Source organism: Pseudostreptobacillus hongkongensis, from assembly GCF_001559795.1.
GTDB lineage: Bacteria > Fusobacteriota > Fusobacteriia > Fusobacteriales > Leptotrichiaceae > Pseudostreptobacillus > Pseudostreptobacillus hongkongensis.
In genome coordinates this window covers 15,578-42,073 of sequence record NZ_LOHY01000076.1, presented here as the reverse complement: position 1 = coordinate 42,073, position 26,496 = coordinate 15,578, and the positions used below count along the sequence as shown (strand labels likewise).

General features: G+C 26.5%; 26 protein-coding genes and 1 tRNA gene. 8 read left to right on the top strand and 19 right to left on the bottom strand.

Going from position 1 to position 26,496, the window contains the following annotated elements; all coding sequences use genetic code 11:
* The first annotated feature begins 51 nt into the window (after positions 1 to 51).
* On the top strand, positions 52 to 954 hold the full coding sequence (locus AYC59_RS01975) for a GTP-binding protein (protein ID WP_066894664.1): 903 nt from the start codon (positions 52 to 54) through the stop codon (positions 952 to 954).
* 21 nt (positions 955 to 975) lie between these two features.
* Here the strand turns inward: AYC59_RS01975 and AYC59_RS01970 are convergent, their stop codons facing one another.
* The 6 genes from AYC59_RS01970 to AYC59_RS01945 all read right to left on the bottom strand — a co-directional run bounded on the left by AYC59_RS01970 (position 976) and on the right by AYC59_RS01945 (position 6,196).
* Complete coding sequence (locus tag AYC59_RS01970; protein WP_066894662.1) at positions 976 to 1,401, bottom strand: hypothetical protein; 426 nt, start codon at positions 1,399 to 1,401, stop codon at positions 976 to 978.
* A complete protein-coding gene (locus AYC59_RS01965) occupies positions 1,398 to 2,270 on the bottom strand; it encodes a mevalonate kinase family protein (protein ID WP_066894660.1) in 873 nt (290 codons plus the stop codon). The genes AYC59_RS01970 and AYC59_RS01965 overlap by 4 nt, the downstream gene beginning before the upstream one ends.
* Positions 2,264 to 3,154, bottom strand: coding sequence for a diphosphomevalonate decarboxylase (gene mvaD / locus AYC59_RS01960; protein ID WP_066894659.1), 891 nt, complete (start codon positions 3,152 to 3,154; stop codon positions 2,264 to 2,266). The genes AYC59_RS01965 and mvaD overlap by 7 nt, the downstream gene beginning before the upstream one ends.
* Positions 3,136 to 3,963: a mevalonate kinase gene (gene mvk / locus AYC59_RS01955; protein ID WP_066894657.1), complete on the bottom strand. Its 828-nt coding sequence runs from the start codon at positions 3,961 to 3,963 to the stop codon at positions 3,136 to 3,138. The genes mvaD and mvk overlap by 19 nt, the downstream gene beginning before the upstream one ends.
* Before the next feature lie 49 nt (positions 3,964 to 4,012).
* The gene (locus AYC59_RS01950) at positions 4,013 to 4,213 is read right to left on the bottom strand and encodes a hypothetical protein (protein WP_066894655.1); all 201 of its coding nucleotides are present in this window, start codon (positions 4,211 to 4,213) and stop codon (positions 4,013 to 4,015) included.
* Between the two features lie 198 nt (positions 4,214 to 4,411).
* A complete protein-coding gene (locus tag AYC59_RS01945; protein ID WP_066894653.1) occupies positions 4,412 to 6,196 on the bottom strand; it encodes an ABC transporter substrate-binding protein in 1,785 nt (594 codons plus the stop codon).
* 177 nt (positions 6,197 to 6,373) lie between these two features.
* Here AYC59_RS01945 and AYC59_RS01940 point away from each other — a divergent pair, with 177 nt between their 5' ends.
* From AYC59_RS01940 to AYC59_RS01930, 3 genes are read left to right on the top strand one after another with little or no spacing between them, the layout of a single operon-like run.
* Positions 6,374 to 7,327, top strand: a complete 954-nt coding sequence (locus AYC59_RS01940; protein ID WP_066894651.1) for an HAD family hydrolase — start codon at positions 6,374 to 6,376, stop codon at positions 7,325 to 7,327.
* A 9-nt stretch (positions 7,328 to 7,336) separates the two neighbouring features.
* A complete protein-coding gene (gene mnmG, locus AYC59_RS01935) occupies positions 7,337 to 9,205 on the top strand; it encodes a tRNA uridine-5-carboxymethylaminomethyl(34) synthesis enzyme MnmG (protein ID WP_066894649.1) in 1,869 nt (622 codons plus the stop codon).
* The gene (locus tag AYC59_RS01930) at positions 9,198 to 9,905 is read left to right on the top strand and encodes a TMEM164-related integral membrane acyltransferase (protein WP_066894647.1); all 708 of its coding nucleotides are present in this window, start codon (positions 9,198 to 9,200) and stop codon (positions 9,903 to 9,905) included. Before mnmG ends, AYC59_RS01930 begins: the two co-directional genes overlap by 8 nt.
* 90 nt (positions 9,906 to 9,995) lie before the next feature.
* On the opposite strand, the gene nadN is transcribed toward AYC59_RS01930, so the two are convergent.
* From nadN to AYC59_RS01915, 4 genes are all read right to left on the bottom strand, one after another.
* Positions 9,996 to 11,783: an NAD nucleotidase gene (gene nadN / locus AYC59_RS01925; RefSeq protein WP_156445455.1), complete on the bottom strand. Its 1,788-nt coding sequence runs from the start codon at positions 11,781 to 11,783 to the stop codon at positions 9,996 to 9,998.
* Positions 11,784 to 11,821: 38 nt separating this feature from the next.
* Positions 11,822 to 12,589: a hypothetical protein gene (locus tag AYC59_RS01920; protein ID WP_066894645.1), complete on the bottom strand. Its 768-nt coding sequence runs from the start codon at positions 12,587 to 12,589 to the stop codon at positions 11,822 to 11,824.
* A gap of 183 nt (positions 12,590 to 12,772) precedes the next feature.
* Complete coding sequence (locus AYC59_RS07720) at positions 12,773 to 12,916, bottom strand: hypothetical protein (RefSeq protein ID WP_156445454.1); 144 nt, start codon at positions 12,914 to 12,916, stop codon at positions 12,773 to 12,775.
* 14 nt (positions 12,917 to 12,930) lie between these two features.
* Positions 12,931 to 14,583 carry a formate--tetrahydrofolate ligase gene (locus tag AYC59_RS01915; RefSeq protein WP_066894643.1) on the bottom strand — a complete coding sequence of 551 codons (1,653 nt, stop codon included), beginning with the start codon at positions 14,581 to 14,583 and terminating at the stop codon, positions 12,931 to 12,933.
* A 141-nt stretch (positions 14,584 to 14,724) separates the two neighbouring features.
* Here AYC59_RS01915 and AYC59_RS01910 point away from each other — a divergent pair, with 141 nt between their 5' ends.
* The gene (locus AYC59_RS01910; RefSeq protein ID WP_066894641.1) at positions 14,725 to 15,324 is read left to right on the top strand and encodes a JAB domain-containing protein; all 600 of its coding nucleotides are present in this window, start codon (positions 14,725 to 14,727) and stop codon (positions 15,322 to 15,324) included.
* The gene (gene ricT, locus AYC59_RS01905) at positions 15,321 to 15,836 is read left to right on the top strand and encodes a PSP1 family protein (RefSeq protein ID WP_066894639.1); all 516 of its coding nucleotides are present in this window, start codon (positions 15,321 to 15,323) and stop codon (positions 15,834 to 15,836) included. Before AYC59_RS01910 ends, ricT begins: the two co-directional genes overlap by 4 nt.
* Before the next feature lie 88 nt (positions 15,837 to 15,924).
* On the opposite strand, the gene leuS is transcribed toward ricT, so the two are convergent.
* Both leuS and rlmB read right to left on the bottom strand, forming a co-directional pair.
* A complete protein-coding gene (leuS, locus tag AYC59_RS01900) occupies positions 15,925 to 18,525 on the bottom strand; it encodes a leucine--tRNA ligase (protein ID WP_066894637.1) in 2,601 nt (866 codons plus the stop codon).
* The gene (rlmB, locus tag AYC59_RS01895; protein WP_066894635.1) at positions 18,525 to 19,232 is read right to left on the bottom strand and encodes a 23S rRNA (guanosine(2251)-2'-O)-methyltransferase RlmB; all 708 of its coding nucleotides are present in this window, start codon (positions 19,230 to 19,232) and stop codon (positions 18,525 to 18,527) included. Before rlmB ends, leuS begins: the two co-directional genes overlap by 1 nt.
* A 177-nt stretch (positions 19,233 to 19,409) precedes the next feature.
* On the opposite strand from rlmB, the gene AYC59_RS01890 reads away from it, so the two are divergent.
* Positions 19,410 to 21,107, top strand: a complete 1,698-nt coding sequence (locus AYC59_RS01890; protein ID WP_066894633.1) for a M3 family oligoendopeptidase — start codon at positions 19,410 to 19,412, stop codon at positions 21,105 to 21,107.
* A 116-nt stretch (positions 21,108 to 21,223) separates the two neighbouring features.
* Positions 21,224 to 21,300 (top strand) — tRNA-Pro (locus AYC59_RS01885).
* Between the two features lie 86 nt (positions 21,301 to 21,386).
* On the opposite strand, the gene AYC59_RS01880 is transcribed toward AYC59_RS01885, so the two are convergent.
* The 7 genes from AYC59_RS01880 to def form a co-directional block, all read right to left on the bottom strand.
* Positions 21,387 to 21,668 carry a cupin domain-containing protein gene (locus tag AYC59_RS01880; protein WP_066894631.1) on the bottom strand — a complete coding sequence of 94 codons (282 nt, stop codon included), beginning with the start codon at positions 21,666 to 21,668 and terminating at the stop codon, positions 21,387 to 21,389.
* An 11-nt stretch (positions 21,669 to 21,679) separates the two neighbouring features.
* Positions 21,680 to 22,429 carry a class I SAM-dependent methyltransferase gene (locus AYC59_RS01875; protein WP_066894629.1) on the bottom strand — a complete coding sequence of 250 codons (750 nt, stop codon included), beginning with the start codon at positions 22,427 to 22,429 and terminating at the stop codon, positions 21,680 to 21,682.
* Positions 22,430 to 22,543: 114 nt separating this feature from the next.
* Positions 22,544 to 23,074, bottom strand: coding sequence for an adenine phosphoribosyltransferase (locus AYC59_RS01870; protein ID WP_066894627.1), 531 nt, complete (start codon positions 23,072 to 23,074; stop codon positions 22,544 to 22,546).
* Between the two features lie 9 nt (positions 23,075 to 23,083).
* Positions 23,084 to 24,325 carry a hemolysin family protein gene (locus AYC59_RS01865; RefSeq protein ID WP_082752626.1) on the bottom strand — a complete coding sequence of 414 codons (1,242 nt, stop codon included), beginning with the start codon at positions 24,323 to 24,325 and terminating at the stop codon, positions 23,084 to 23,086.
* Between the two features lie 47 nt (positions 24,326 to 24,372).
* A complete protein-coding gene (locus AYC59_RS01860; protein WP_066894623.1) occupies positions 24,373 to 25,044 on the bottom strand; it encodes a redox-sensing transcriptional repressor Rex in 672 nt (223 codons plus the stop codon).
* Positions 25,045 to 25,056: 12 nt separating this feature from the next.
* Positions 25,057 to 25,986 (bottom strand): methionyl-tRNA formyltransferase, encoded by a 930-nt coding sequence (fmt, locus tag AYC59_RS01855; protein WP_066894621.1) that lies wholly within the window; start codon positions 25,984 to 25,986, stop codon positions 25,057 to 25,059.
* Between the two features lie 8 nt (positions 25,987 to 25,994).
* The gene (def, locus tag AYC59_RS01850) at positions 25,995 to 26,495 is read right to left on the bottom strand and encodes a peptide deformylase (protein ID WP_066894619.1); all 501 of its coding nucleotides are present in this window, start codon (positions 26,493 to 26,495) and stop codon (positions 25,995 to 25,997) included.
* Position 26,496: the final 1 nt, after the last annotated feature.

The window sequence follows — 26,496 nt, the reverse complement described above, 5'->3', positions numbered from 1 at the left end:
TTAGAATTAGCTCACCTTTTTAAGATGAGCTAATTTTTCTAGAGGTGAAATATGAAAGTACTAGTAATATCTGGATTTTTAGGAGCTGGTAAAACTACTTTTATAAAGCAAATGGTAGAAACCACTAAAAGAGAATATGTCATATTTGAAAATGAATTTGCAGATATAAATATAGATGGAGATATATTAAAAAATGAATTAGATAATAAATCTGTCGAAGTATGGGAAATGTCTAATGGTTGTGTTTGTTGTAGTACAAAAGCAGACTTTTCTGCATCACTTATAGTAATAGAAAATTCATTAAAACTAGATTTTTTAATAGTAGAACCCTCTGGTGTTGCAATACTAAGTAATGTTATAAGCAATATACAAGCTGTAGAATACGATCAAATAAAATTATTAAACCCTATAACTATAGTTGATTGTAGCACTTACTTTAAATACAAAAATAAATATAAAGATGTATTTATAGATCAAATAACTTCTACAACTAATGTACAGTTATCTAAGACTGAATTTGTAGATAAAAATGAAATCGAATTAATTTGTAAAGATATTCAGACTTTAAATCCTAAAGTACAAATATTTAAAGAAGATTATCATAATGAAGATATAAATTACTGGAACAATTTATTTGATGGTGAACTTATTAAAAAAGAAAAAGAAGATATCGTAATTTCTAATCAAAAATTACAAAATATGAGTTATACTAACTCTAAATGTTCTAGTATAGAATCATTAATATACTTCATAGATAAAATAATTCTAGGATATTATGGAAATATTTGTCGTGCTAAAGGTATATTCCAATATTCTAATTTCTATATTAGATTTGATTTAGTTGATAGTAATTATGAATTATCATTTATAGAAAAAAAAGAAACTAATGATGTAATTTTCATAGGAAATGATTTAAAAAAAGATTTACTTAAAAATGAAGTTGAAAAATTATAAGGTAGGGAGTCCCTACCTTATTTATATTCCCAACCTTACTCCAGCACCTACTGTAAATAAGTTTGTTGTTGAAGTTGATATTTGAAATTCTGCTAAATCCCAATAATTAACCCCTATTAAATATTTTAAATTTAATTTAGTCTTATTACTATCATCTAGATAATGTATATAGCCTGCATTTAATGTAGTAAAAAGTTTAACTTCATATCTAATATTACCACTTAATTCAGCACTAAAATATGGAGAAATAAACTTAGATTTACCTCCAAGTACCTTATCACCATATTCAACACCTACTCCAACACTTTTTTTAAAATTAGATTCTGTAGGTATTTTTTTATAAACTGTTAATTCTGACGATCCTATATTAACATTGGCTTTAATATCATAATTTAATTTTGAAAATGAAATTAATGATAGAAAAGACAATAAAATTAATTTTTTCATTCTTCCTCCAACTTAATAAAAATTTCATTACTCTCAGGTGATTTTTCAAATGAAAGTATATAATCACCACCACCTGCACCTGAAATTTTTGAATATTCATACTTCTCTAATAATTCTTCTATTCTTTTAGAATGTATATTTATATTACATTTTTCTTCTAAAAAATGCAAGTTTTTATTTAATTTTTCTATATTTTTTAATAATTCATTTATATTATTATTTAGTATGTTATTATACATATTTTTAACTATCTCATTAGATACTTGAGAAAAAATAATATAATTTTTATCATTAATATTTAGATTAGATATCATTTTAGAAGTTGATGAAGTTTCTTTAGTCCATATAGCTTTTATATCCAAATTAACCTTATTATCTATTATTTGTATATCATAATCTCTTTTTTCTCTAGTTGAAGATTTAAATAAAATATGATTTTCATAACAAATACATGCCAAATCACCAAAAGATCCTTTAATATTTTCTCTTATTGATATATCAACTGCAATATCAAACAATTCTTTTTTAGAATATGATTTATTTAATATTTCAAATATACCTTTTATAGTCACTACTAAAACAGAGGCTGAAGATCCAAGACCGTATTTAACTCCATTTCTATATAATTCTGTGTAATATCTATATTTAAAATTAAGATTCATATTAAGATATTCTTCCATATATCTAATACATTTTAAAATATATCCATCTTTATCTTCTATATCTGTTTCTATTTCTAAAACATTATTATTTTCTAATATTTCAAGATATGTATATTTAGGAATGTATGATATTATTGCATATGAATTATCACTTAATATTGCATATTCACCAGATAAATAAAGTTTTGATCCAGCTTTAACTAACATAATAATATTTCTCCTTCAAAATATTCATTTAAAATCTTTAATATTTTTTCTTCATCTTCTTTTAAATATAGGATTTTAACATTAGGCCCTGCATCCATAGTAAAATACATTTTAACATCATTTTCTCTTCTAATTCTTTTTATCATTTTTATAGCTGAATATGTTTTATCATTTAAGAAACTAAATGATGGTACTGATCTAAAGGTAGTATTATGCATAGTTATAGTATTTGCTTCCATAATTTGTCCTATTTTTATAAAGTCATTTTTAATTAATGCTTCTTTCATATCCTCAAAATCTTTATTTGCTCTATTTACCCAGTGTTCAAATATAACTGAACTTTTTGCAAGTTCCATCGCATCTCTTGAAGATATTTTCTTTTTATCTTTACTGACCACAAGAACTAACATAGATAAATTTAAATCTGTACTAACTTCATAAATATTACCATCTTTATCAAAAGCAGCCATATTATAGAAACTACGACAAGCTGATCCTGACCCCATAGTTGAAATTTTAGCCATTTCTTCAGTAGTTAAATTAAGATTAAAGTATCTATTTAAAGCACGAATTAAAGCACAATATGCACTTGCACTTGATGCAAGTCCTGCAGCCGTTGGAACTGTATTTTCACTAATTATTCTTATACTTTCTCTATCATTTATCACTTTATTAACAAATTTAAAAATTTTTTCTAATTCTTTTCCTTCTTGCTTTATTCCATTTAAATAAAATTCATCTACATCTGACTTTTCTATTTTAGTATCTGTATATAGATTTTTAGAAGTTAAAGATATGCTTCCTTGACTAGGTATTAAATATGGGTTAAACTCTTTTTTACCCCAATACTTAACAATTGCTATATTTATATACCCTCTATCCATGTCTGCTTTGCTCCTCCATCTAAAAGTTTCTCAGATAATTTTTTTGCATCTTTTAAATTTTCTACTAAAAAAATTATACAGCCCCCTAGTCCTGATCCTGTTATCTTTTCTCCAATTGAAATATCTCTACCTATATTTATTAGTTTTTCTATATTATCATTAGATAATCCTAATTTTCTTAAATTTTCTTGTGCCTTACGCATCAGCTCACCTAATAAATATACATTATTTTCAACTATTGAATTAATAGCATCCTCTGTTATATTTCCTAATTCATCTATATATTTCATATTTTTTTCTATATTATTTGCAACTTGTGATACTGCATCTTTTGTATTTCCTTTAATTCCAGTATTTGCTATAACTAAATATTTTGATAAATTAAAGTTAAATAATTTAATACCTTTATTTTTTTCAAAGATTATTGGTTTTGAATTTGCAATTATCTGTAAATCAAGACCACTTGATTTTCCATGTGCTTTATCTTCTGATATATTTACTATATCAAAAATATCTACATCTATATTATATTTTTTTTCAACTTCTTTAGCAATAGCTATTGCAAGTGCCGCTGAAGAACCAAGCCCTGCTGAAATTGGTATATCTGAATTTATTCTAAAATATATTTCTTCCTTTATATTATATCTTCCTTTTATTAAATCTTTTATATATTTCACGTGTTCATCTTCTATAATTTTATCTTTAGTTATTTCAACATTTATAATAATATTTCTTAAGGGTATTCCAATGGCTTTTTTATTATATATTACAGAATGCTCACCAAAAAGTATTGCTTTGGCATGCGACATTTTACCTCCTAACTTAAATTTAAGGCAAGATTAAATTCTCGCCTTAATTTTAATAACTATCATTTTCAACAGCTGTTATACCTATTAATAAAATATCTGCCGTTGTATATTTTACTTTCTTTTTTACGTTTTGTAGCCTTTCATGTTCCTCTCTGTTTAATCTAATCCCAACATTGATCTTTCTGAATTCACTTTCATCTTTGTGTTTCCAAATATCCCAAGTTCTCTTAGTACCCTTCTTAATACCCATTTAAAACGCCTCCTAAACTTATAGAAAGACAAAACAATTTTTTCACTTGATGTTTTACATCTATCTACGTTTAATTTATATAACACATTTTAGAATTTGTCAAGAAAAATTAGATGGTTATTTTAATTATATATTTAAAAAGGTGATAAATTTAGAAAATACATCTAATTTTATCACACTTTTTATATTTTTATATTCTTATTTAGCTATTTCTGGTTGAGCTACTACCGCTACTTGTGAATTAGATTTTTCAGTTGCGATATATACTGTAGATCTCTTAACACTCTTATTAACTGGTGATACATCATATTTAAACATGAATGGTATAATTGGCGCTTGAGATATCATATATTTTTGCCATTCTTTATATGCATTTGCTTTGTATTCTGGATCTGTTAATCCTTTAGGATCGTTTATAGCCTTTAATAATTCATCATTTTTCTTATCAACAAAACGCATGAAGTTAAATGATCCTGTTTCTGAATAAGTTCCACCAAAGTCAAGTGATGTTCCAACAGACCATCCTGCAGCAAATATATCCATATCATCAGGGTTTGCAGCCATTTTTTCAAATAATACATTATTATCTAATAATCTTCCATTAGTTAATTGTACATCTATTCCTACTGCAGCCCAGTATTGTTGTAATGCCTTAGTAATAGGTTCTGCAACATCTGAACCTCCAGCCATTCCTAATCTTAATGTTAGATTTTTACCATCTTTATCTACTATTCCATCTCCATTAGTATCTGTATATCCTGCTTCTTTTAATAATTCTTTAGCTTTTTCTGGATTATAGTCATATCCCTCAAGAGTTGAATCATAGAAAGATGCAAATATTGGAGGTATTACTCCATTAGCTCTTACTCTTAATCCATGGTAGTAAGCATCTGCTATTTCTTGTAAGTTTAATGCATAACCTACTGCTTGTCTTACTCTTACATCTTGTAAAGGAGTATCTCTATCTTGAATATTTATTCCTTTTTCATTATCTCTATGACCTAAATTAAATCCTAAGTAACTATAATTTAAAGCTGGTCTTCCAAGTATTGCTAAGTTAGATAAATCTTTATATTTTTCATATGAATCTTGAGGTAATCCAATAATTTCATGGTATTCACCTTGTTTTAATGCCTCAACTGCAAGTTGTGGTGTTAATGTTTTTAAAACAACTTTAGATACCGGTTGTTTACCTTGGTAATAGTATTCATTAGGAACAAACTCTACACTTTCTCCTGGAACTATTTTACTAATTACAAATTTACCATTTGAAATTGTTTTAGTTCTTAATTTATCTGTAGTTTCTAAATCTTTCATTGCTACATCTTTTAAGTAATGTTTAGGTAATAACATACCAGATATAGATAAAGCTCCACCACTAACAGTTAAATTAGATGAAACTTCTGTTAAGTGCATTCTAAGTTCAGTATCAGACACTTTTTCAAGTCCTGATATAGAATTTGCCTTACCTTCATGATAATCTGTTAATCCTACAATTTTACCTAATTCAATTGGATCAAATCTTGAACCAGTATAATCTTTGTTAGCAACTGCTTCATAAGTATAAATTAAATCATCTACACCTAAAGGTTCTCCATCTGACCATTTTAATCCTTCTTTAAATTTAATTATAACTTGTTTATTATCTACATCTATATGATAACTTGCCATTCCACCTTCAACATCTGCTCTTTGGAAATTATCATTTTGCCAGAATATTTCTTCACTTATCATTCCAAGTATAATACCATCATCTGCAGTATCAGAATGTATAGGTGATAAAATTCCTTTAAATGGAGATGTTACAACCATTCCTACTTTATATACTTCTCCGTCTTTTACAGGTTGATCATTAGTCCATTCTTGTGCAAATTTTAAATCAACTTTTTCTACACCCATTTCAGATCTTGCTTTACCTGGTCCACATGAAACAAGTAATCCAAGTGATGCTAATATTAAACTAGCTGTTAATATTTTTTTCATTTTTTCTCCTGATTTGCTATTTTTAAATTATCTATATGTTATCATAAACAAAATATATTTTCAAGAAATTTTAATATTTAAAGGTTAAAGAATAACACATCTCAACTCTTTATTTGTTTACTTTTAATGCTTTATATAGTATAATATTATTACAACAAACAAAAAATGTGAGGAAAAATGTGGAACAATAAAATTAAAAATAGTTTAGATCAACTTTTAAATACAGAAGGTAAAAATTATGCTATTTTTGACTGTGATAATACTATACTTATGAATGATATTCAATTTGCTTGTACTCACTATATATTAAAAAAGAAAAAATTATTTATTCTTCCAAAAGATTTAAAAAAGTTTATGTTAAATAAATTTCCTGAAGAATATAACATAATTAATGATTTTTGTAATATATATGAAAAGGCATATAATTCAGATTCAAATAGCGAAGAATATCTAGAATTTTTAGCAAATTTTTATGATACAGTTGAATATTTCTATTTTAAATACAACAAATTTGATTTATCTACTTTATTTTGTTTTAAAGGGCTTAATAAAAATGAGGCTATACAAATAATAAAAGAAAGTATAAATTATCATAATAATGTAGAATTTGGAATAGAAAATTGGGTATATGAAGATAATATATCAAGTTATAAAACTGGGCTTAAAATAACAAACGAAATGTATGAATTAATAAAAGATCTAAGCAATAATAATATAGATGTATATATAATTTCAGCTTCTATTAAAGAACAAGTTGAAACAGTCCTTGAACCTTTAAAACCTTATATAAAAGGTATATATGCTAAGGAACTTGAAATTATTAATGATAAATATACTGGAGAAATAAAAAACAATACTATTAACCCTGTAGGAGAAGGTAAAAGTAAAATTATATCTGAGATATTAAAACTTAAATATCAAAAAGATCCTATTCTTGTAGCTGGTGATAGTATGGGTGATTATAATATGTTGACAGATTTTAATGATACCATAATTTCTTTAATAATAGATAGAAATAGACAAGGTGAATTTAAAAATATATTTACCTTAGATGAAAATAGATATCTTAGACAATGTGTTGATGAAACTATAGGTGAATTTATCGTAGAAGATAAAAGTATCACTATTTAGGGAGGCAATATGCAACAAAATTATGATGTTATAGTTGTAGGTGCAGGTCATGCTGGAATTGAAGCTGCGCTAGCTTCAGCTAGACTTGGTAAAAAAACAGCACTATTCACCATTTACTTAGATAATATAGCTATGATGAGTTGTAATCCTGCAGTAGGAGGACCAGGTAAATCTCATATCGTAAGTGAAATAGGTATGCTTGGTGGACAAATGGCTGTACACATAGATAAATACAACTTACAACTAAAAGACTTGAACCATACTAAAGGACTTGCTGCGAAAATAACTCGTGCACAAGCTGATAAATATTGGTATAGAATAAAAATGAGAGAAATAGTAGAAAAACAAGAAAACCTTGATGTTATACAGGGAATGATAGAAGATCTTGTTGTAGAAGATAAAAAAGTAATAGGAGTTATCGATAATTTAGGAATAAATTACGGTGCAAAATCTGTAATTTTATGTACGGGAACTTTCCTAAATGGTGAATATATAATAGGAGATGTTAAATACTCATCTGGTAGACAAGGTGAAAAAGCAAGTAATTCATTACCTGATAATCTTGTTAAACTAGGTATACAGATGGATAGATATCAAACTGCTACGCCACCTAGAATTGATAAAAAAAGTATAAATATAGAAAATTTACAAGAACTATATGGCGAAGAAAAACCAAGATATTTTTCTTATATGAGTAAGGAAAAACCTGAAAATTCTTTACCAACTTGGCTTACATTTACTACTTCTGAAACTATAAAAGTTGGACAAGAATTACTTAAATATTCTCCTATAGTAACAGGAATAGTTAGTACCAAAGGACCTCGTCATTGTCCTTCTCTTGATAGAAAAATAATGAATTTCCCCGATAAAACTGACCATCAAATATTCTTAGAACAAGAATCTATAGAAAGTGATGAAATATATGTAAATGGATTTACAACAGCTATGCCACCATTTGCTCAGGAAAAACTTATAAGAACTATAAAGGGATTGGAAAATGCTAAAATTTTAAGATATGGTTATGCAATTGAATATGATTTCATTCCTGCATATCAACTTAAGTTCTCACTTGAATCTAAAGTTATTTCTAACCTATTCCAAGCTGGAACTATTAATGGAACTAGTGGATATGAAGAAGCTGCAGCTCAAGGATTTATAGCTGGAGTTAATGCAGTTCGTAAAATAGATGGACTAGACCCTATTATAATTTCACGGGATGAAGGATATATAGGAGTTTTAATTGATGATATAATAAACAAACAAACTCCTGAGCCTTATAGAGTACTGCCTTCACGTGCAGAATATAGACTTACTTTAAGACAAGATAATGTATTTATCCGTTTAATAGAAAAATCTAAAAAAATTGGATTATTAAGTAAAGAAAAAATAGAAGAACTAGAAGGATACATAGTAGATATTTCAAAAGAAATTGAAAGACTTAAAGAAATAAAAATTTATCCAAGCAAAGAAACAAATGAAAAATTAAAACAAATAGATGAAAGTTCTTCTATGACAGGCGTTATGAATGCATTTGAATTTCTAGGAAGAAAAGAAATAAATTATGATAATCTTTCTTTATTTATAACTACAAGTAACTTAGCTGATATACCTAAAGAACAAGTAGAAATAGAAGCTAAATATAGAATATTTATAGAAAGAGAAAAAAATCAGATAGAAAAATTTAAAAAATTAGAAAACATTGAAATCCCACATGATTTTAATTATGAAAATATAAAGGGACTTTCAAATATAGCAATAAGTGGACTTAGTTATACAAGACCTACAAATATAGGTCAAGCTACTAGAATTAGTGGTGTAACATATAACGACATAGCTATTTTAATTGCTATACTAAAAAAGGAGGATATGAATGTTTGAATACGGTGTATATAATTTAAAATATTTTTCTCCTGTTCATTTTCGTTCTTTGCTTACAGTTTTAATATTTTGTATAATACTATTAATAATACCATATATATTTAAGGGTATAGAAAAAGGTAAATATGTAACATTTTTAGGTGTATTAATGTTACTTTCTAAAATTGTAGATTCATCTTATAGAATGATATTTGAAAAGGCGCCATATTATGATGTATTACCCCTACATTTATGTAATGCATCAATTATACTAGCTGGTATATATTTTTTAACTAGAAAAAGAGTTATATTCAATATGGTTTATTTCTATTTCTCAGGTGCAATACTTGCTTTATTATTCCCTGAACTTGGAACTTACCATTATACAGTATATCCTTATTTATTTATGCTTACTCATTTACTTGAAATATTTGCTGTATTTTTTGCATTTATTCATTTAGATGAAACTATAACATTTAAAGGATTTATAGCTGGAATTATAGGATACTTTGTTCTTATAATACTTGCCTTTATAGTAAATGGAATATATGAAACAAACTATATGTATGTAAGTAATTATATACTTAGTGCCTTAAACTTTATTAAACCATTTATAGTTTATCAGGTACTATTTGTATCATTATTCTTAGCTTCTATATGTTTAATGTATTTACCATTTGCATTTAATCAAAAAACAGAATTAGAAGAAAAAGAAATATAAAATCAAAAGGATAGTAAATTAGAAAACATTCTAAATACTATCCTTATTTTTATACAAATTAAAAGGTGGCACAAGACCACCAATTAATATTTATTTTTTGTTATAGAATTTAACGTTTGAAGTTGTATATGAATTAAATCCTGGGTTAGCTTTCATAAATTTAATGAAGCTTTCTGCATCTGGTAAGAATGTATCTGTACCTTCTGCTTTAGGATCTTTATATAATCTACCAAATGTAGCATATCCATCTTTTCCACTAGCTATATATGCATTTGTTCCTACAGTGTAGAATTTATTATCATCTATTTTTTCCCATTTTTGAGTTTGTTTATTAAATACTTCAACATCAACTAATCTCTTACCTTCTGCATTAGGCATTTCGTTTGCTTCATATCTAATTCCTGCTCCATAAGGGAATGCTCCAGTTGATCCATCAACTAATGCAAATTGTAATGCATCTTCTATTACTTGTTTAGTATCTTTTCCAGAAATCTTAAATGTATATAAAGTATTACCAAATGGTAAGAAAGTATATGCATCATTAAATGTTACATCTCCAGGAACAACGTCAGCTCTAACTCCTCCAGCATTTTGTATTGCAAAGTCTACTGTTCTTAATTCATTTAACATAGTTTCTGCAATAAATCTTGTAGCAACAGATCCTTCAGGATTTGATCCTTCTCTTCCTGGTATTCTATTTGCTGATCCTCCAGGCATAGCCGCACCTATTATTGTTCCAACTTTTTGGTTAGATAATACATCTTTTTCTGCTTTATATTTAGATAAAATTTTAGAAGTTGCTTCATCTTCTTTAGCAAATGAAATAGCACTTATCCCTTTTAATTTGTTTATAACTGCTTCTCTTTCTGCTCCTTCAAGTTCAGCCCATTTACCATCTTTATTTCTAGCTTGGAATTTATCATCATGTAATAATACATAAGGATTCTTTCTAGTTATACTAGCTATTCCATCTTTAGTAAAGTGTACTCCTAAATCTCCAACTAATCCTGAATAACACCATGCTTCAACAACGAAAACAGGTTCTCCATTAGGTGATTTAAATTCAGTTGGATATTCATGAACTACTGGTAATTTTAAGTTTCTTAAATCATCATTACCATATAGATAATGTGAATCTCCAGTAATTATAACATCTATATCATTTACTTTTTGAGCTATTTCAAAGTTCTTTTCAGTTCCACCATGAGATAATAATATTATCTTATTTATACCTTGTGCTTTTAAAGTATTAGCCATAATTTGAGCTGTAGTTACTTCATCATAGAATTTAACATCTTTACCAGGACTTGATGAATTTACTGTTTTCTTAACAGTATCAAGACCTATAATACCTATTTTTTCTCCTTCAACTTCAAATATGTCATAAGGTTTCCATTTATCATATAAAATTGAATCTTTATCAGGAATTACGTTTGCTGATAATACAGGAATTTTTAATGGTTCTAATAATTTTAATAATCCTTCATTTCCTGCATCAAATTCATGGTTACCTAAAGTGAAGTAATCAAATGTTCCTTCATTCATTACTGCAGCATCAGCTGACCCACCGAATAATGTGAAATAAAGTGTTCCAGTTATAGCATCTCCCGCGTGTAGAACAAGTGGATTTTTTCTGCTCGCTCTTAATTCTTTTATCTTTTGGTTAACGGCTGAAAATCCTCCAATATTAACTTTAAGTTGTTTACCATCAACAGTTATTCTTTGTTCTGTTGGTTCTAAATAAGAATGGTGGTCATTTATGTGAATTATACTTAAATCTACATCTTTATGAGAAACTTCAGCATTTTTTGTAGTTGCTGTAGTACATGAAGCACATAATGTAACTGCCATCAAACTTGATAAAATTTTCTTGTTCATTTGTATCCTCCTAAAATTCATTACGTTATATATATTTATTAATACATACCATTAATTAATTGTTCATAAGATTGTAATCTAACTTCATCAGTTGTTGATTCTAATATTTTTCTGCTAATATCTAAATATGAAAAATCATCTATTTCTATACCTTTAAAGCTTTTATCAAATATTACTGTGGCAAGAGATAAATTTTGTTTAGTTTGGCTTACAGGCCCTATAACTAAAACTCTCATTTGAGTAATACCAAATTCATTAACTCCAGGATTTGATTTTTTTATATCCATAGTAATATCTTTTAATATATTTTTAGAATCAGAATTATTAAATATTATTAAATTTTCTTTTTTAGCACCAGAATTTATTAGTGATGTTATAAATTTTCCTGCTTTATTATCTTTATTATTTATATATATTTTAGCTGTATCATTAGCATAATATGAAACTAATATTTTTTGCATTTCATCTTTAACTATATTTTGATCTTCTGTTACCATAGGATCAAAGTATATATATTTAATAACCTTAGGAACTAAATTCTTTTCAGTTTTAAATATTCTAACAAATATTTTTTCTACTTTAGCTGTATTTGCTAAAAATTCCTCTGAAGATTTTTTATCTATATTATATAAAAATCCTTCTAATTCTTTAATTTTCTTTTCATCTTTTTTTGCCATACTATATGCAAGTCTAGAGCTTACAACTTCAAAGTTCTTAAGATCTTTAGATTCAATATTTTTATCATTAAAATCTTTAGTACCTGCAAAAGCTAATGTAGCAAATAAAAATAAACATATTTTTTTCATAACTTCACCTTCCTGTTTCATAACTCTATTAATAATATACCCCGAAAAAATATAAAATGCAATAGACATTTAAAGCAAAAAGTATAGAAAGTAGGCTCTATATTGCATAAATTAAATGTTTTTATTAATAAAAAAAATATATATTTCAAAACTTATGTCTATCCACATATATTTTTTAATTAACTATTTTTCTATATTTTTATTCAAAAAATCCTTAATTTCTCTTTCTGCTATTTCATTAAATCTTCTATCAAAAAAATGTCCACCATTTTCTACAGTTACAAATTTTACATCTTTAAATTCTTTTGAAATATTTTTATTTTTCATTCTTATCCTAACTCTTAAGATAATCCTACTATATTACCATTTTCATCTATATCTATTTTTTCTGCTGCTGGAACTTTTGGAAGCCCTGGCATATCTAATATATCTCCCGACATTATAACTAAGAATCCTGCCCCTGCAGATATATTAACATCTGTTATTTTAAATGTATAACCTTGAGGTCTTCCTAAAAGTTTAGGGTTATCTGATATAGAAACTGGTGTTTTTGACATACATATAGGTAAATTAGAATAACCTTTTTCAGTAAATAGTCTTATTTTTTCTAATGCTTTTTCACTATATTCTATATCACCTGCATCATACATTTCTTTACATAATATTTCTATTTTTTCTTCTATACTAGCATCTAATGGATATAGGTATTCAAATACAGAATTAACCTCTTCTGATGGAATATCTTCTATTTTATCTAAAGTTTCAACTATATCCTCTACTAATTCTTTTGAACCTATACCACCCTTTGCATGTATATCGATAGGTATAGACTTAACTCCTAGTTTTTCTGTAAATTCTTGTATACTATTAATTTCTTCATCTGTGTCAGTAGTAAATTTATTAATAGCAACAACTATAGGTAGATTAAATTTTTTCATATTTTCTATATGTTTTTCAAGATTTAAAAGTCCTTTTTCAACATCATCATGACCATGATATTTTAATGCTCTTACTGTTGCAACTATAACAACTAAATCAGGTGTTAGATGTGCTTTTCTACACTTAATATCAAAGAATTTTTCTGCTCCTAAATCTGATGCAAATCCAGCTTCTGTTATTGTATAATCTGATAATTTAAGCGCCATCTTAGTCGCTAATATAGAATTACATCCATGAGCTATATTTGCAAAAGGCCCTCCATGTATCAACACAGGTGTATTTTCTATTGTTTGTACTAGATTAGGCTTTATAGCATCTTTTAACAATACTGCACAAGCACCTTCAATTTTCAAGTCTTTTACAAACACAAAATCCCCATGAATGTTCTTCCCTATTATTATATTCCCTATTTTTTCTTTTAAATCATGTATATTTTCAGAAAGGCAAAATATTGCCATTATTTCACTTGCGACAGTTATTTTAAATGAAGCCTCATGAATAGGTCCATTTATTCTTCCCTTTCCTATAGTAATTTCTCTAAGAGCTCTATCATTCATATCAAGTACTCTTTTAAAATATATATTATCTATATCTATTTCTAATTCATTTCCTCTATTAAGATGATTATCTATACTTGCTGCAATTAAATTATTAGCTGAAGTTATAGCATGAAAATCTCCTGTAAAATGAAGATTTATATCTTCCATAGGAAGAACTTGTGAATATCCCCCACCAGTTGCACCACCTTTAAGTCCAAATACTGGTCCCATTGAAGGTTCTCTTAATGCAGCTATAGAATTATACCCTAACTTATTAAATCCTTGAGTTAAACCAACTGTAACTGTAGTTTTACCTTCTCCGTATGGTGTTGGACTTATAGCTGTAACTAATATCAATTTACCATTTGCTCTACTTTCAAACTCATCAAGTATAGATAAATCTACCTTTGCCTTATACTTACCATATTGTTCTATATATTCTTCTACACCTATTTTTTTAGCTATTTCTTCTATAGGTAGAAGTGTAGCTTTTTGTGCTATTTCAATATCCGTCATATATTCACCACCTTTATACTTATCATTTTTCACTTTTGAATTTTACCACGAAACAAGACAGATATCAATTAATTTTTCAAACTTTACTTTTTTATTGAATATATGATAAAATATGAATGGGTATATCAAGAGGGGAAATTGATGGATGAAATTAAAATTTTGAAAAAAATAATTAAATTATCTACTAGAAAAAACGATGAAAAATCACAAGAATTATCTATTAATTTAATAGAAAATGTAGGTAATATTACAAATTTAATTAAAAAAAGAAATGAGCTTAATTTACCTAAAAATTTAGCTCTTATTTTAAATATATTTTCTGAAATTATAGAAGATACATTAAAATGCAAAACTTTTGACAAGAAAAAGAAAATCTTATCATACGGTGATTTGATTAATTATTTAAAATATGACTATTTTGATAAAGAAAGAGAAATATTTAAAGTCCTATATTTCAACACAAAATGCATGTTGATAAAAGATGAAAATCTATTTTATGGAACTATTGATAAAGCAGATATATATTCAAGAGAAATTGCTAAAAGAATTCTTAAATATAACGCAAAATCTGTTATACTTGTTCATAATCATCCTAGTGGGGATACTAAACCTTCAAAACAAGATTTATCAATAACTAAAGAATTGCAACAAATATTTAAATATTTTGAAATAAAATTATCAGATCATATTATTATTAGTAATGAAGAGTATTATAGTTTTTTAGAGAATGGAGATATATGAAAATAGTAAATATTAGATTTAGAAAAACTAAAAAAGTTTATCCTTTTTTCATTGAAGAAGATAATTTATACAAAAAAGGGGATCATGTTATAGTTGAAACTATTAGAGGAGATCAAATTGGTATAGTCCTTGGTGATAATAGACTAAACGAAGTAAATTTTGAATCTGAAGAAGAAGATTTGAAAATAAGGAAAGTAAAAAGAAAATTAACTGAAGAAGAAATCAAAGAACTTGATGTTTTAGATGAAAAAGCACGTGATGCATATTTCATTTGTAAATCTATAGTTAAAAGAGTGCTACCTGAAATGAATCTTGTAATAGGTGAGTATATGTTTGGTGGAGATAAATTAATTTTCTATTTCACTGCTGAAGGAAGACTAGATTTTAGAGAATTAGTTAAAGAAGTTAATAAAACATTTAATAGAAGAGTAGAATTCTATCAAATAAAATACAATGATGAAGGAAGAATTCTTAATGCATTTGGTAAATATGGAAGAGAACTTTATTGGTAATTATAGTGAGGCTAATTTAAAGCCTCATTTTTATTATATAAAAGGAGATTAAATGTATATAATTTATACAAATAATCTCCTATTACTATTATTGTTTAACAACTATATTTACTAATTTATTTCCTACACATATTATCTTAACAATTTCTTTATCTTCAATATTTTGTTTAACATTTTGATTAGATAAAGCTATTTCTTTCATTTCATCTTGACTTAAATTAGCAGCAACATCTAAAGTCGCTCTTAATTTTCCATTTACTTGAACTACCATTTTAATCTCACTTGTATGAGTTAATTCTTCAATATATTCAGGCCATTTAGCTTCAAATATATAGTTTGCATTACCACATGCTTGCCATAATTCTTCAGAAATATGTGGTGAAAATGGTGATATCATAATAATTACAGACATCATAGTTTCTTTAAATATTTTATCAGATTCACTTGACTTATTATTTGCATCTATCACATTTTGTTTAAATGTAGTTATTTCATTTAAAAGTTCCATAATAGCTGCAATTGCTGTATTAAAGTGGAAATTATCTTCCATACTTTCAGTCACTTTTTTAATAGTTAAATGTGTTTTTCTTTGTAAGTTTTCATCTTCTTTATTTCTTTTATCTAAGTTAACTTTATCATATTCCTTAGTTAATATATCTAATGTATCTAAAACCATTAAGTAAATTCTATTTAAGAATCTATAAGCTCCCATAACACCATTCATATTCCATTCTAATTCTTTTTCAGGTGGTGCTGCAAATAGGGCAAATAATCTTGTTGCATCTGCACCATATTCATTGAATATAGTTTCTGGATCAAGACCATTATTCTTAGATTTAGACATTTTTTCAAGTTTAGTTACTAATTCTTCTTTAGTTTTTTTACTATAAGGTACATTATCAATAAATTCTACTTCATCTCTAAATAGGTATCTTCTTTCATTTTGAGAGTAGAATGAATAATCTAAAACCATACCTTGAGTTAATAAATTTTTAAATGGCTCATTTGAAGATAAATATCCTAAGTCTCTAAATACTTTATGGAAGAATCTTGAATATAGCAAGTGCATTACTGCATGCTCTATTCCACCTATATACTGATCAACAGGCATCCAACTATCTGCATCTTCTTTTGTAAATGCTTTATTATCATTTTTAGGATCTAAATATCTTAAATAATACCATGAAGAATCTACAAAGGTATCCATAGTATCAGTTTCACGTCTTCCCTTTTTACCATTAGGTAGTATAACCTCTTTAAATGATTTAGATGTTTCAAGTGGATTACCTCCTGAATTAAAATCAATATCTGTAGGTAATTCTACCGGTAAATTTTCATCTAAATATATATTTCCTTCTTCATCATAAATTACAGGAATTGGAGTGCCCCAGTATCTTTGTCTACTAATTAACCAATCATGTAATTTGAAATTAACAGTTTTTTTAGCTTTTCCATCTTTAGATAATTTTTCTAATATTCTGTCTTTAGCTTCTATATTATTAATTCCATTAAATTCTCCTGAATTTATTAATTCTCCCTTACCTAAAAAAGTTTTTGTACCATCATAATCATGTTCTGGATTTTTAGCTTTAATAACTGCTTTTGCAGCTATATTATATTTTTTAGAAAAAGCAAAATCTCTTTCATCATGTGCAGGAACTGCCATAACAGCACCTGTTCCATAGTCCATTAAAACATAGTTTGCTACATATAAAGGGATATTTTCTCCATTTGCTGGATTTTTAACATAAAGTCCACTAAATATTCCAACTTTTTCTTTATCTTGAGCTTCTCTTGAAATTTTATCTTCGTTTATCATAGCATCTATTTCCGGTTTAATTTCTGGTTTTTCTTTTAGTATTATTTCAGAAACTAATGGATGTTCTGGTGCTAATACTATGTATGTAACTCCATAAATAGTATCAATTCTAGTTGTAAATACTGGTATATCTATGTTTTTATTGTTATATTCTAAAACAAACTCTACCTCAACACCTTCTGATCTTCCTATCCAGTTTTTTTGCATAGCAAGAACTTGATCAGGCCAATGACCTTTTAACTCTTCATGACCATCTAATAATTCTTGTGCATAATCTGTTATCTTAAAGTACCATTGAGATAATTCTTTTTGAATTACATCAGTTTTACTATGTCTCCAACATTTTCCATCTTCAACTTGCTCATTTGCAAGAACTGTATGACAATCAGGACACCAGTTAACATAAGATTTTTTCTTATAAACCAATCCTTTTTTATACATATCTATGAATAATTGTTGATTAAATTTATAGTAATCCTTTTTAAATGTTGCAATTTCTCTATCCCAATCATAAGAAAGTCCCATTAATTTTAACTGTCTTTTCATATTTTCTATATTTTTTGCTGTCCATACGCTAGGTTCTGCTCCATTATCTATAGCCGCATTTTCTGCAGGTAATCCAAATGAATCCCAACCAAATGGATGTAACACATTAAATCCTTGCATCTTTTTATATCTAGCTATAGCATCTCCTATAGTATAATTTCTTAAATGTCCAGCATGTAATTTCCCTGAAGGATATGCAAACATTTCAAGTGTATAATAATTTTTCTTACCTTCTACTTTATTTTCACTTTTAAAAACTTTATTTTCTTCCCATATTTTCTGCCATTTAGACTCTATATCTTTTGAAATATATTCATTCTTCATTATTTGTCTCCTCTACTCATTTCAGATAAAAGTATTCCTGCTGCAACAGATACATTAAGTGAATTTATTTCACCTTTTAAATGTATTTTTAGTATACTATCACAACTTTCTCTAACTCTTTTTCTCATTCCATTACCTTCACTTCCAAGAACTAGTGCACGTCTTTTAGGATAATTTTCTTCATAATAGAATTTATCTCCATTAGCTTCTGCTCCGTATACAAAATATCCATATTTTTTAAGTTTTTCTATAGTATCTGCAATATTTGTAACTTGAACTATACCTACATGTTCTATAGCTCCTGTAGATGATTTAACAACTGTATCAGTTACCTTAACATTATTTCTATCTTGCATAATTATTCCATAAACACCAAAACATTCACATGATCTTATTATTGCTCCAAAATTACGTGGATCTTGAATTTGATCTAGTATAACTATAATTGACTCTTCTTTTGCAAGTTCTTTTTCAAGTAATTCAGCAAATTCTATATAGTAATTATATTCTGAAATATATGCGACAACTCCTTGAGAATTATCATCTCTTTTGTCAGTATAGAATATTTTTAAGTTTCTTTTACTTGCTAAATCTAAAATATTCTTTATATGTGTCTTATTAATCCCTTTATACACTTCTAATTTCTCTATATTTTTATCACTTTTTAATACTTCTATTACAGGGTTTATCCCTTTAACTTTTTCCATCAATTCCCCTTTCATGAAATCTTTTTATTAAATTATACTTTACTATCCATATTAATGTCAAATTTTTGTTAAAATAAAAGAGTATAGTAAAAAAAATTATAATAAAATATATCAATAATAGTAGTAATATATCCTAATATATGTTAAAATATTACAAAAAGAAAGTGAGGATTTAAAATGATTTTTAAAGATTTTGAATACAAAAGAGTTGATATTGAAACTATTAAAAATGAACTAGAAAATTTAAAAAATTCTGTAATAAATTCAGAAAGTGCAGAAGATACTATAAATCTTTATAAAAAAACTGATGATTTATTACAAAATTTAACTACTACAACTTCACTTGTATATATACGTCATAGTATAGATACAACTGATGAATTTTATGAAAAAGAAAATGATTTCTATAATGAAAATAGCCCTATAATTAGCTCATATATAAATGAGCTTACTTATGCATTTAATAATTCTAAATTTAAAAAAGAGTTAATAGAAAAATATGGTAAACTTGCTTTTGATAAAATGGATATTTCATTAAAAACTTTCAAACCAGAAATCATAGAAGATTTACAAGAAGAAAATAGATTATCTTCTGAATATAGCAAACTAAGTGCTAGTGCAAAAATAATGTTTGAAGGAGAAGAAAGAAACTTATCTGAAATGACTCCGTTTACTCAACATGAAAATAGAGAAATTAGAAAAGCTGCAGTAACTGCTGTTGGTAAGTTTTTCCATGATAATTTAGAAGCATATGATAATATTTATGATGGACTAGTAAAAGTAAGAAATAATATAGCTAAAAAATTAGGATATGAAAATTTCGTTGAAGTTGGATATCTAAGAATGGGTAGAATAGATTATAATGCAAAAGATGTTGCTAATTATAGAAAACAAATAGTTGAAAATGTTGTACCTTTATATGTTGAATTAAGAAATAAACAAGCAAAAAGATTAGGATTAGATAAATTAAAATACTATGATGAAGGAATCAATTTCTTAAGCGGTAATCCTACTCCTAAAGGAGATAGAGATTGGATGGTTAATCACGCAAGAACTATGTATAGAGAATTATCACCTGAAACTAATGAATTCTTTGAAAAAATGATAGAATTTGAATTAATGGATTTAGATAGTAAGAAAGGTAAACAAGGTGGAGGTTATTGTACTTCTCTTGATATATATAAATTACCGTTTATATTTGCTAACTTTAATGGAACAGCTCACGATGTTACAGTACTTACTCATGAAGCAGGTCATGCTTTCCAAGCATATACAACTATGAGAAATGTAGAAATTTCAGATTATTACTGGCCTACATCAGAATCAGCAGAAATTCATTCTATGAGTATGGAGTTTTTAACTTGGCCTTGGATGAATTTATTCTTCAAAGAAGATACTACTAAATTCAAATATGAACACTTAGAAGGTGCCCTATTATTCCTTCCTTATGGTGCTTTAGTTGATGAATTCCAACACTATGTTTATGAAAATCCAGAAGTAAGTTCAAAAGATAGAAGAATGAAATGGTTAGAACTTGAGAAGAAATTCTTACCTACTAGAGATTATGATGGTATTACTGAATATGAAGAAGGATTATTCTGGTTTAAACAAGCACATATATTTGAAATGCCATTTTACTATATAGATTATACTTTAGCTCAAGTAGTTGCCTTCCAAATATGGAAATTAAATCAAGAAAATAAAGAACTTGCATGGGATAAATATATGAAACTATGTAAACTTGGAGGATCAAAAACATTCTTAGGTTTATTAGAAGCTGTAGGTCTTGAAAATCCATTCATAGATGGAACACTTTCAAATTTAATCCCTCCAATAAAAGAATTTTTAAATAGTATTAATGACTCAGAGTTATAAAGCGTGTTTTTACACGCTTTTTATATACTCTTAATTTTTTTATTTTTCATATACATTTTTTTCTTGACATTTATGATGATATATGATAATATAATTATTGTCAGTACAAAAGACATCGGTGTATAGCGCAGCTCGGTAGCGCACTTGCCTTGGGAGCAAGGGGTCACAGGTTCAAATCCTGTTACACCGACCATTTTTTTATTATAAAGAATATAAATATAAAAAGTGTATCTATCATATTTAAAATGATTAAGATACACTTCTTTTCTATATAAAAATTTATTTATGTATTAAAGTTACAAACACTTCACTATCAGTTAAAAAATCAGCTGAAATATAATTATCTCCATCAAAATGTAATACTTTACCAGGTTCTAATATATGAGTTTCTTCATCATTTAAATAAACTTTAACCTCACCCTTAACTACAGTAAATAATATTAAGGCTTCTGGATGATTATGTTTAGCTATTTTATCTCCTTTAATTCCTGCTTTTTTTACAAATTTAAATCTATCATGATCTTTTAATAATCCTAATTCTGAAAATACTGTTCCTACCATTTTATATCCTCCTATTTTTTATTAACAAAACAAATATAGTTCATATTATGTTCAAGACTTTTAAATGTTTTTCTCATAGTTAAAAATTGCTCTCTATTTTCTTTTTTTAATCCATTAATTACTATTTTTATAGTATTTAAAATCCCTTCATCTTTTAGCATACCTGATGGAGTCATTAAAGTTAAAGTCCCTTGTAATGAATCTATTGTATTAAATCCTGAATTTTTAAATGTTTCTATCCACTCATCTTTTGGCATAGGAGAAACATTTACATTAATAGACTTTGATAATCTTTTACGTGTTTGCTCATATTCATTTATTAAAGCAATATCATGAGTTAATAATAATCCACCATTTTTTAAAACTCTGTAATATTCATTTAAAGCTTTTGATTTAGAATCTTTAGCAAGCATTGTAAGCATAGCTTCATTTACAACATAATCAAAATAATTATCTTCAAATTTTAAATCCAGTGCATTTCCTTTAACAAATTCAATATTTGTTAATCCCTGCTTTTCTTTTTCTAAATTAGCTTGATCTATAGATTCTTGATCCATATCTATACCAAAAAATCTTACTTCCGGATTTTCTTTAGCAAGCATTAATAGATTAACACCACGATTACAAGCTACTTCTAATAATTTTTGTCCTGGTTTAAATTCTATATGAGACATTAAAAAATTAGTTCCTATAACTCCTCCCGGACGCAATCTTCTTTTACCTAATTTTTTTAAAAACATATGTCCTGCAACTTTAGCCATCTAATTCCTCCTATTTATTTTGTCTTTATAATATTTAGTATACCAAAATTATTCTATTATTACAACAAAAAAGGATCACAATCTAAGTTGTAACCCTTAATTAATATATTTATTTTAATATTTTAAGATAGAATAAACACTCTTACCTTCTAAAATATTTCTTGCATTTAAATCTTCAAGTTCTATTAAGAATGCTAATTCATAAACTTTAGCACCTAATTCTTCTACTAATTCTACCATAGCTTTAGCTGTTCCACCTGTTGCAAGTAAATCATCAACTATTAATACATTAGCATCTTTTTCAAAAGCATCTTTATGGATTTCTATAGAATTTTTACCATATTCTAAAGAATAATCTGCTCTTACTGTTTCTGCTGGTAATTTCCCAACTTTTCTTGCTGGAACGAATCCTGCACCTATATTATATGCTATAGCTGCTCCAAAGATAAATCCTCTTGCATCTGCACCTAAAACATAATCTATACCTTTATCTTTATATCTTTCAGTAAAATCATCGATTATAAGTTTTAATCCTTCTTTATCTTTTAAAGCTGTTGTTATATCTCTAAATAATATTCCAGGTTCTGGAAAATCTGGTATAGTTCTAATTAACTCCTTTAATTTTTCATTATTAAGTTTATCCATAATCTACTCCTATTCTTTGATAATAATTTTAACTTTTTGTATTCTTTTATTATCAATCTTTAAAACTTGTATAATATATTTTTCTTCTACAACTTTATCATTAATTTCAGCAACTCTATCTAATTTATAGTTAATATACCCTGAAATTGTGTCGTATTCTTCTGATAATTGAATATCTAAATCTAATTCATCATTTATCTCTTCAACTAATGTTTCTCCTAATATTTCATAAACATTATTAGATAATTTTTTGAAATTTTCTTCTTCAACATCATATTCATCTCTAATTTCTCCAACTATTTCTTCTAATAGATCTTCTATGGTTATTAATCCTAAAGTTCCACCATATTCATCTATTATTATAGCCATATGCTGTTGTTCTTTTCTAAAATATTCTAACATATCAGTTAAAGATTTTGTTTCTGGAACATATGCAACATTTTTAACTATTGTTCCAAGTTTTATCCCTTTATATCCATTTCCCACATACTTAAGAAGATCTTTAGTATAAAGAATACCTATAATATCATCTATACTCTCATTATATATAGGAACTCTTGAAAACTCATTTTCTAATATTTCATCCCAAACTTCTTCTAATTTTTGCTCTCTTTCAAAAGCAATTATAGAGGTTCTAGGTGTCATAATTTCTTTAACAGTTGTATCTGTAAAGTTAAAAATACTATGTATCATTTCTTTTTCTTCAACTTCTACATCTTTAGTAGAAGCTTCATTTAACATTCTTCTTATATCATCTTCAGTATAATCTCTTTCTTCAATGTCACGCCCATTATTTAATATATTATTGATAAATATATACATGCTCTTTATAATATAAATTATAGGATAAAGTAGTACTAATAATATATTTATATAATTTATTACATAAAGCAATGTCTTATATACATTAATTTTTGATATAACCTTTACTACAACTTGTAAAGCTATTATTATAATTACACTAAGTACATAAAAATATATATTATTAATAAATGTAGCATTTATTAAAGTAATTATTGCAAAATATATCATTATAAACATTAAATTATTTAATATTTTATACATCAATATTTCTTTTAAAAACTTATCTGTTTTACTAATATTTTTTTCATCTATATCAGTAATTCTTTCTTTTTCTATCTTAGTAATATATGAAAATGTTGTATCAAATGCTGTAAAAAGAACAAAAAATACTAGAGATATCATAATTAAAACTATGTTATTTATTACTATTTTTAACATCTCCTTCATTATCAAATCAGCTTAATTTTATCATATACTATATTTTTTTTCAACTATTAATCTTTATCTATTCCAAATTTAGATCCTTGAAATTTTCTCCAGAAATTTAATTCTTTTAATCTTCCTGAAATATCAGCTCTTACTATAGCTATATCATCAGGAAAATCTAATTTTGTTGTTGTCATATTAAGTATAGCTTCAACACCTGCATCAACTATTTCTTGTGCAACACTTTGTGCAACATTACTATTTACTGCAAGTATAGCTGTATGAACATTATTTTCTTTAATATATCTAGCAACATCTTTAATATCTTTTATAGTTAAATCTAGATTTTTTATTTTCTCACCAATTTTTTCAGGATCTTTTTCAAATATATCAAGTAACTTAAATCCTTTACCTAAAACATCACTTGTATTTGATGCAATTAATTTTCCCATTTTACCATAACCAACAAGTATAAGTTCATTTTCTTCATCTATACCTAATATAGACTCTATTGTTTCTATAAGATGTCTTACTTGATATCCTTTACCTCTTACTCCAAATTCTCCAAATGTAGATAAATCTTTTCTAACTTGAACTGCTGTTGTATTCATTTTACTTGCAAGTTCTATAGAATTTATCTCTTCTTTAGTTTCTAAAAAATCATAAAGAATATTTAAATATAAAGTAAGTCTTGAAACTATACGTCCTGAAATATCCTTTTCATCATATTTAGGTTTCATTTTATCCACTCCTTATTCTAATATTTTATTTATTTCTATTTGTCTCCCATTTATAAAATCTAGAGCTTTTTGTTTTCTTTTACCTTCTAATTTAACTTCCTTTAAAAGAATAGCCCCATCACCCGTTTTAACAAGTATTCCTTCTTTATTTAGATTTATTACCGTTCCTGGAACTTCATTTCCTGAATATTCTACAATTTTAGAATCATATAATTTTAAAACTTTACCGTCTAGAATTGTATAAGCTTCTGGGAAAGGATTAAGTCCTCTTATTTTATTAAATATATTTCTAGAACTATCCTTAAAATCTACCTTAGTTTCTTCTTTTTTTATAGGTTTAACAAAAGTTGCTAAACTATGGTCCTGCTTAATAGCATTAACTTTTCCACTTTTTATAAGGTATATAGCTTGTTCTAATCCCTTAGCACCTAAAATCTTTAATCTATCATGTAAGGTTCCTAAATTATCTTCTTCTGTTATATCAGTTTCTAAAGAACAAATAACATCCCCTTCATCTAGTTTTTCATCTATATACATTATAGAAACACCAGTTTTATCATCTCCATTTAAAATAGCTGCATGTATAGGAGCTGCACCTCTATACTTTGGAAGTAATGATGAATGAACATTAATTATTCCGTATTTAGGATAATCTATTATTTCTTTAGGTATTATCATTCCATATGCAACAACCACTATTAATTCTGGATCATACTTTTTTATAATTTCTAAAACTTCTTCATTATTTCTTAAAGTTCTTGGTTGAACTATATCTATATTATGTTCTAGAGCAAATTGTTTTACTGGAGAATAATTAACCTTATTCCCTCTTGCATTTACTTTATCTACTTTAGTAAAGACTGCTTTAAGATCCGTATTTTCATAAATATATTTCAGACTATCTATAGAAAAGTCTGGTGTCCCCATAAATATTGTTTTCATTTAATCACCTAAAATTCCCTTGGTTTATTATTTTTCTTCAAGTTTTCTAATTTCTTTTTAATTAAGTTTTTACTAAGAGGTGTTATTCTATCTATAAATAAAACACCATCTAAATGATCATACTCATGTTGAAAAGCACGTGCCATCATTTCATCAAGATCTGCTTCATGCAAAGTCCCATTTTCATCATTATACCTAACTTTTATTTCTTTTGGCCTTATAACCTTTCTGTATACTCCTGGTATACTTAAGCATCCTTCTTCAAATTCAAATTTTTCTTCTCCAAATTCTACTATTTCAGGATTTACTATTTTATAGACATTACCATCTATTTCAAGTACAAAAAACCTTTTGTTTATTCCTACTTGATTTGCTGCAAGTCCTATACCTTTAGCAGCTCTCATAGTTTTTACCATTTCATCTAATGTATCCTTTAATTCTTGATCAAAATTTTCTACATTAGTTGATTTTTCTCTTAAAATCTCTGAATCATAAACATATATTTTCATA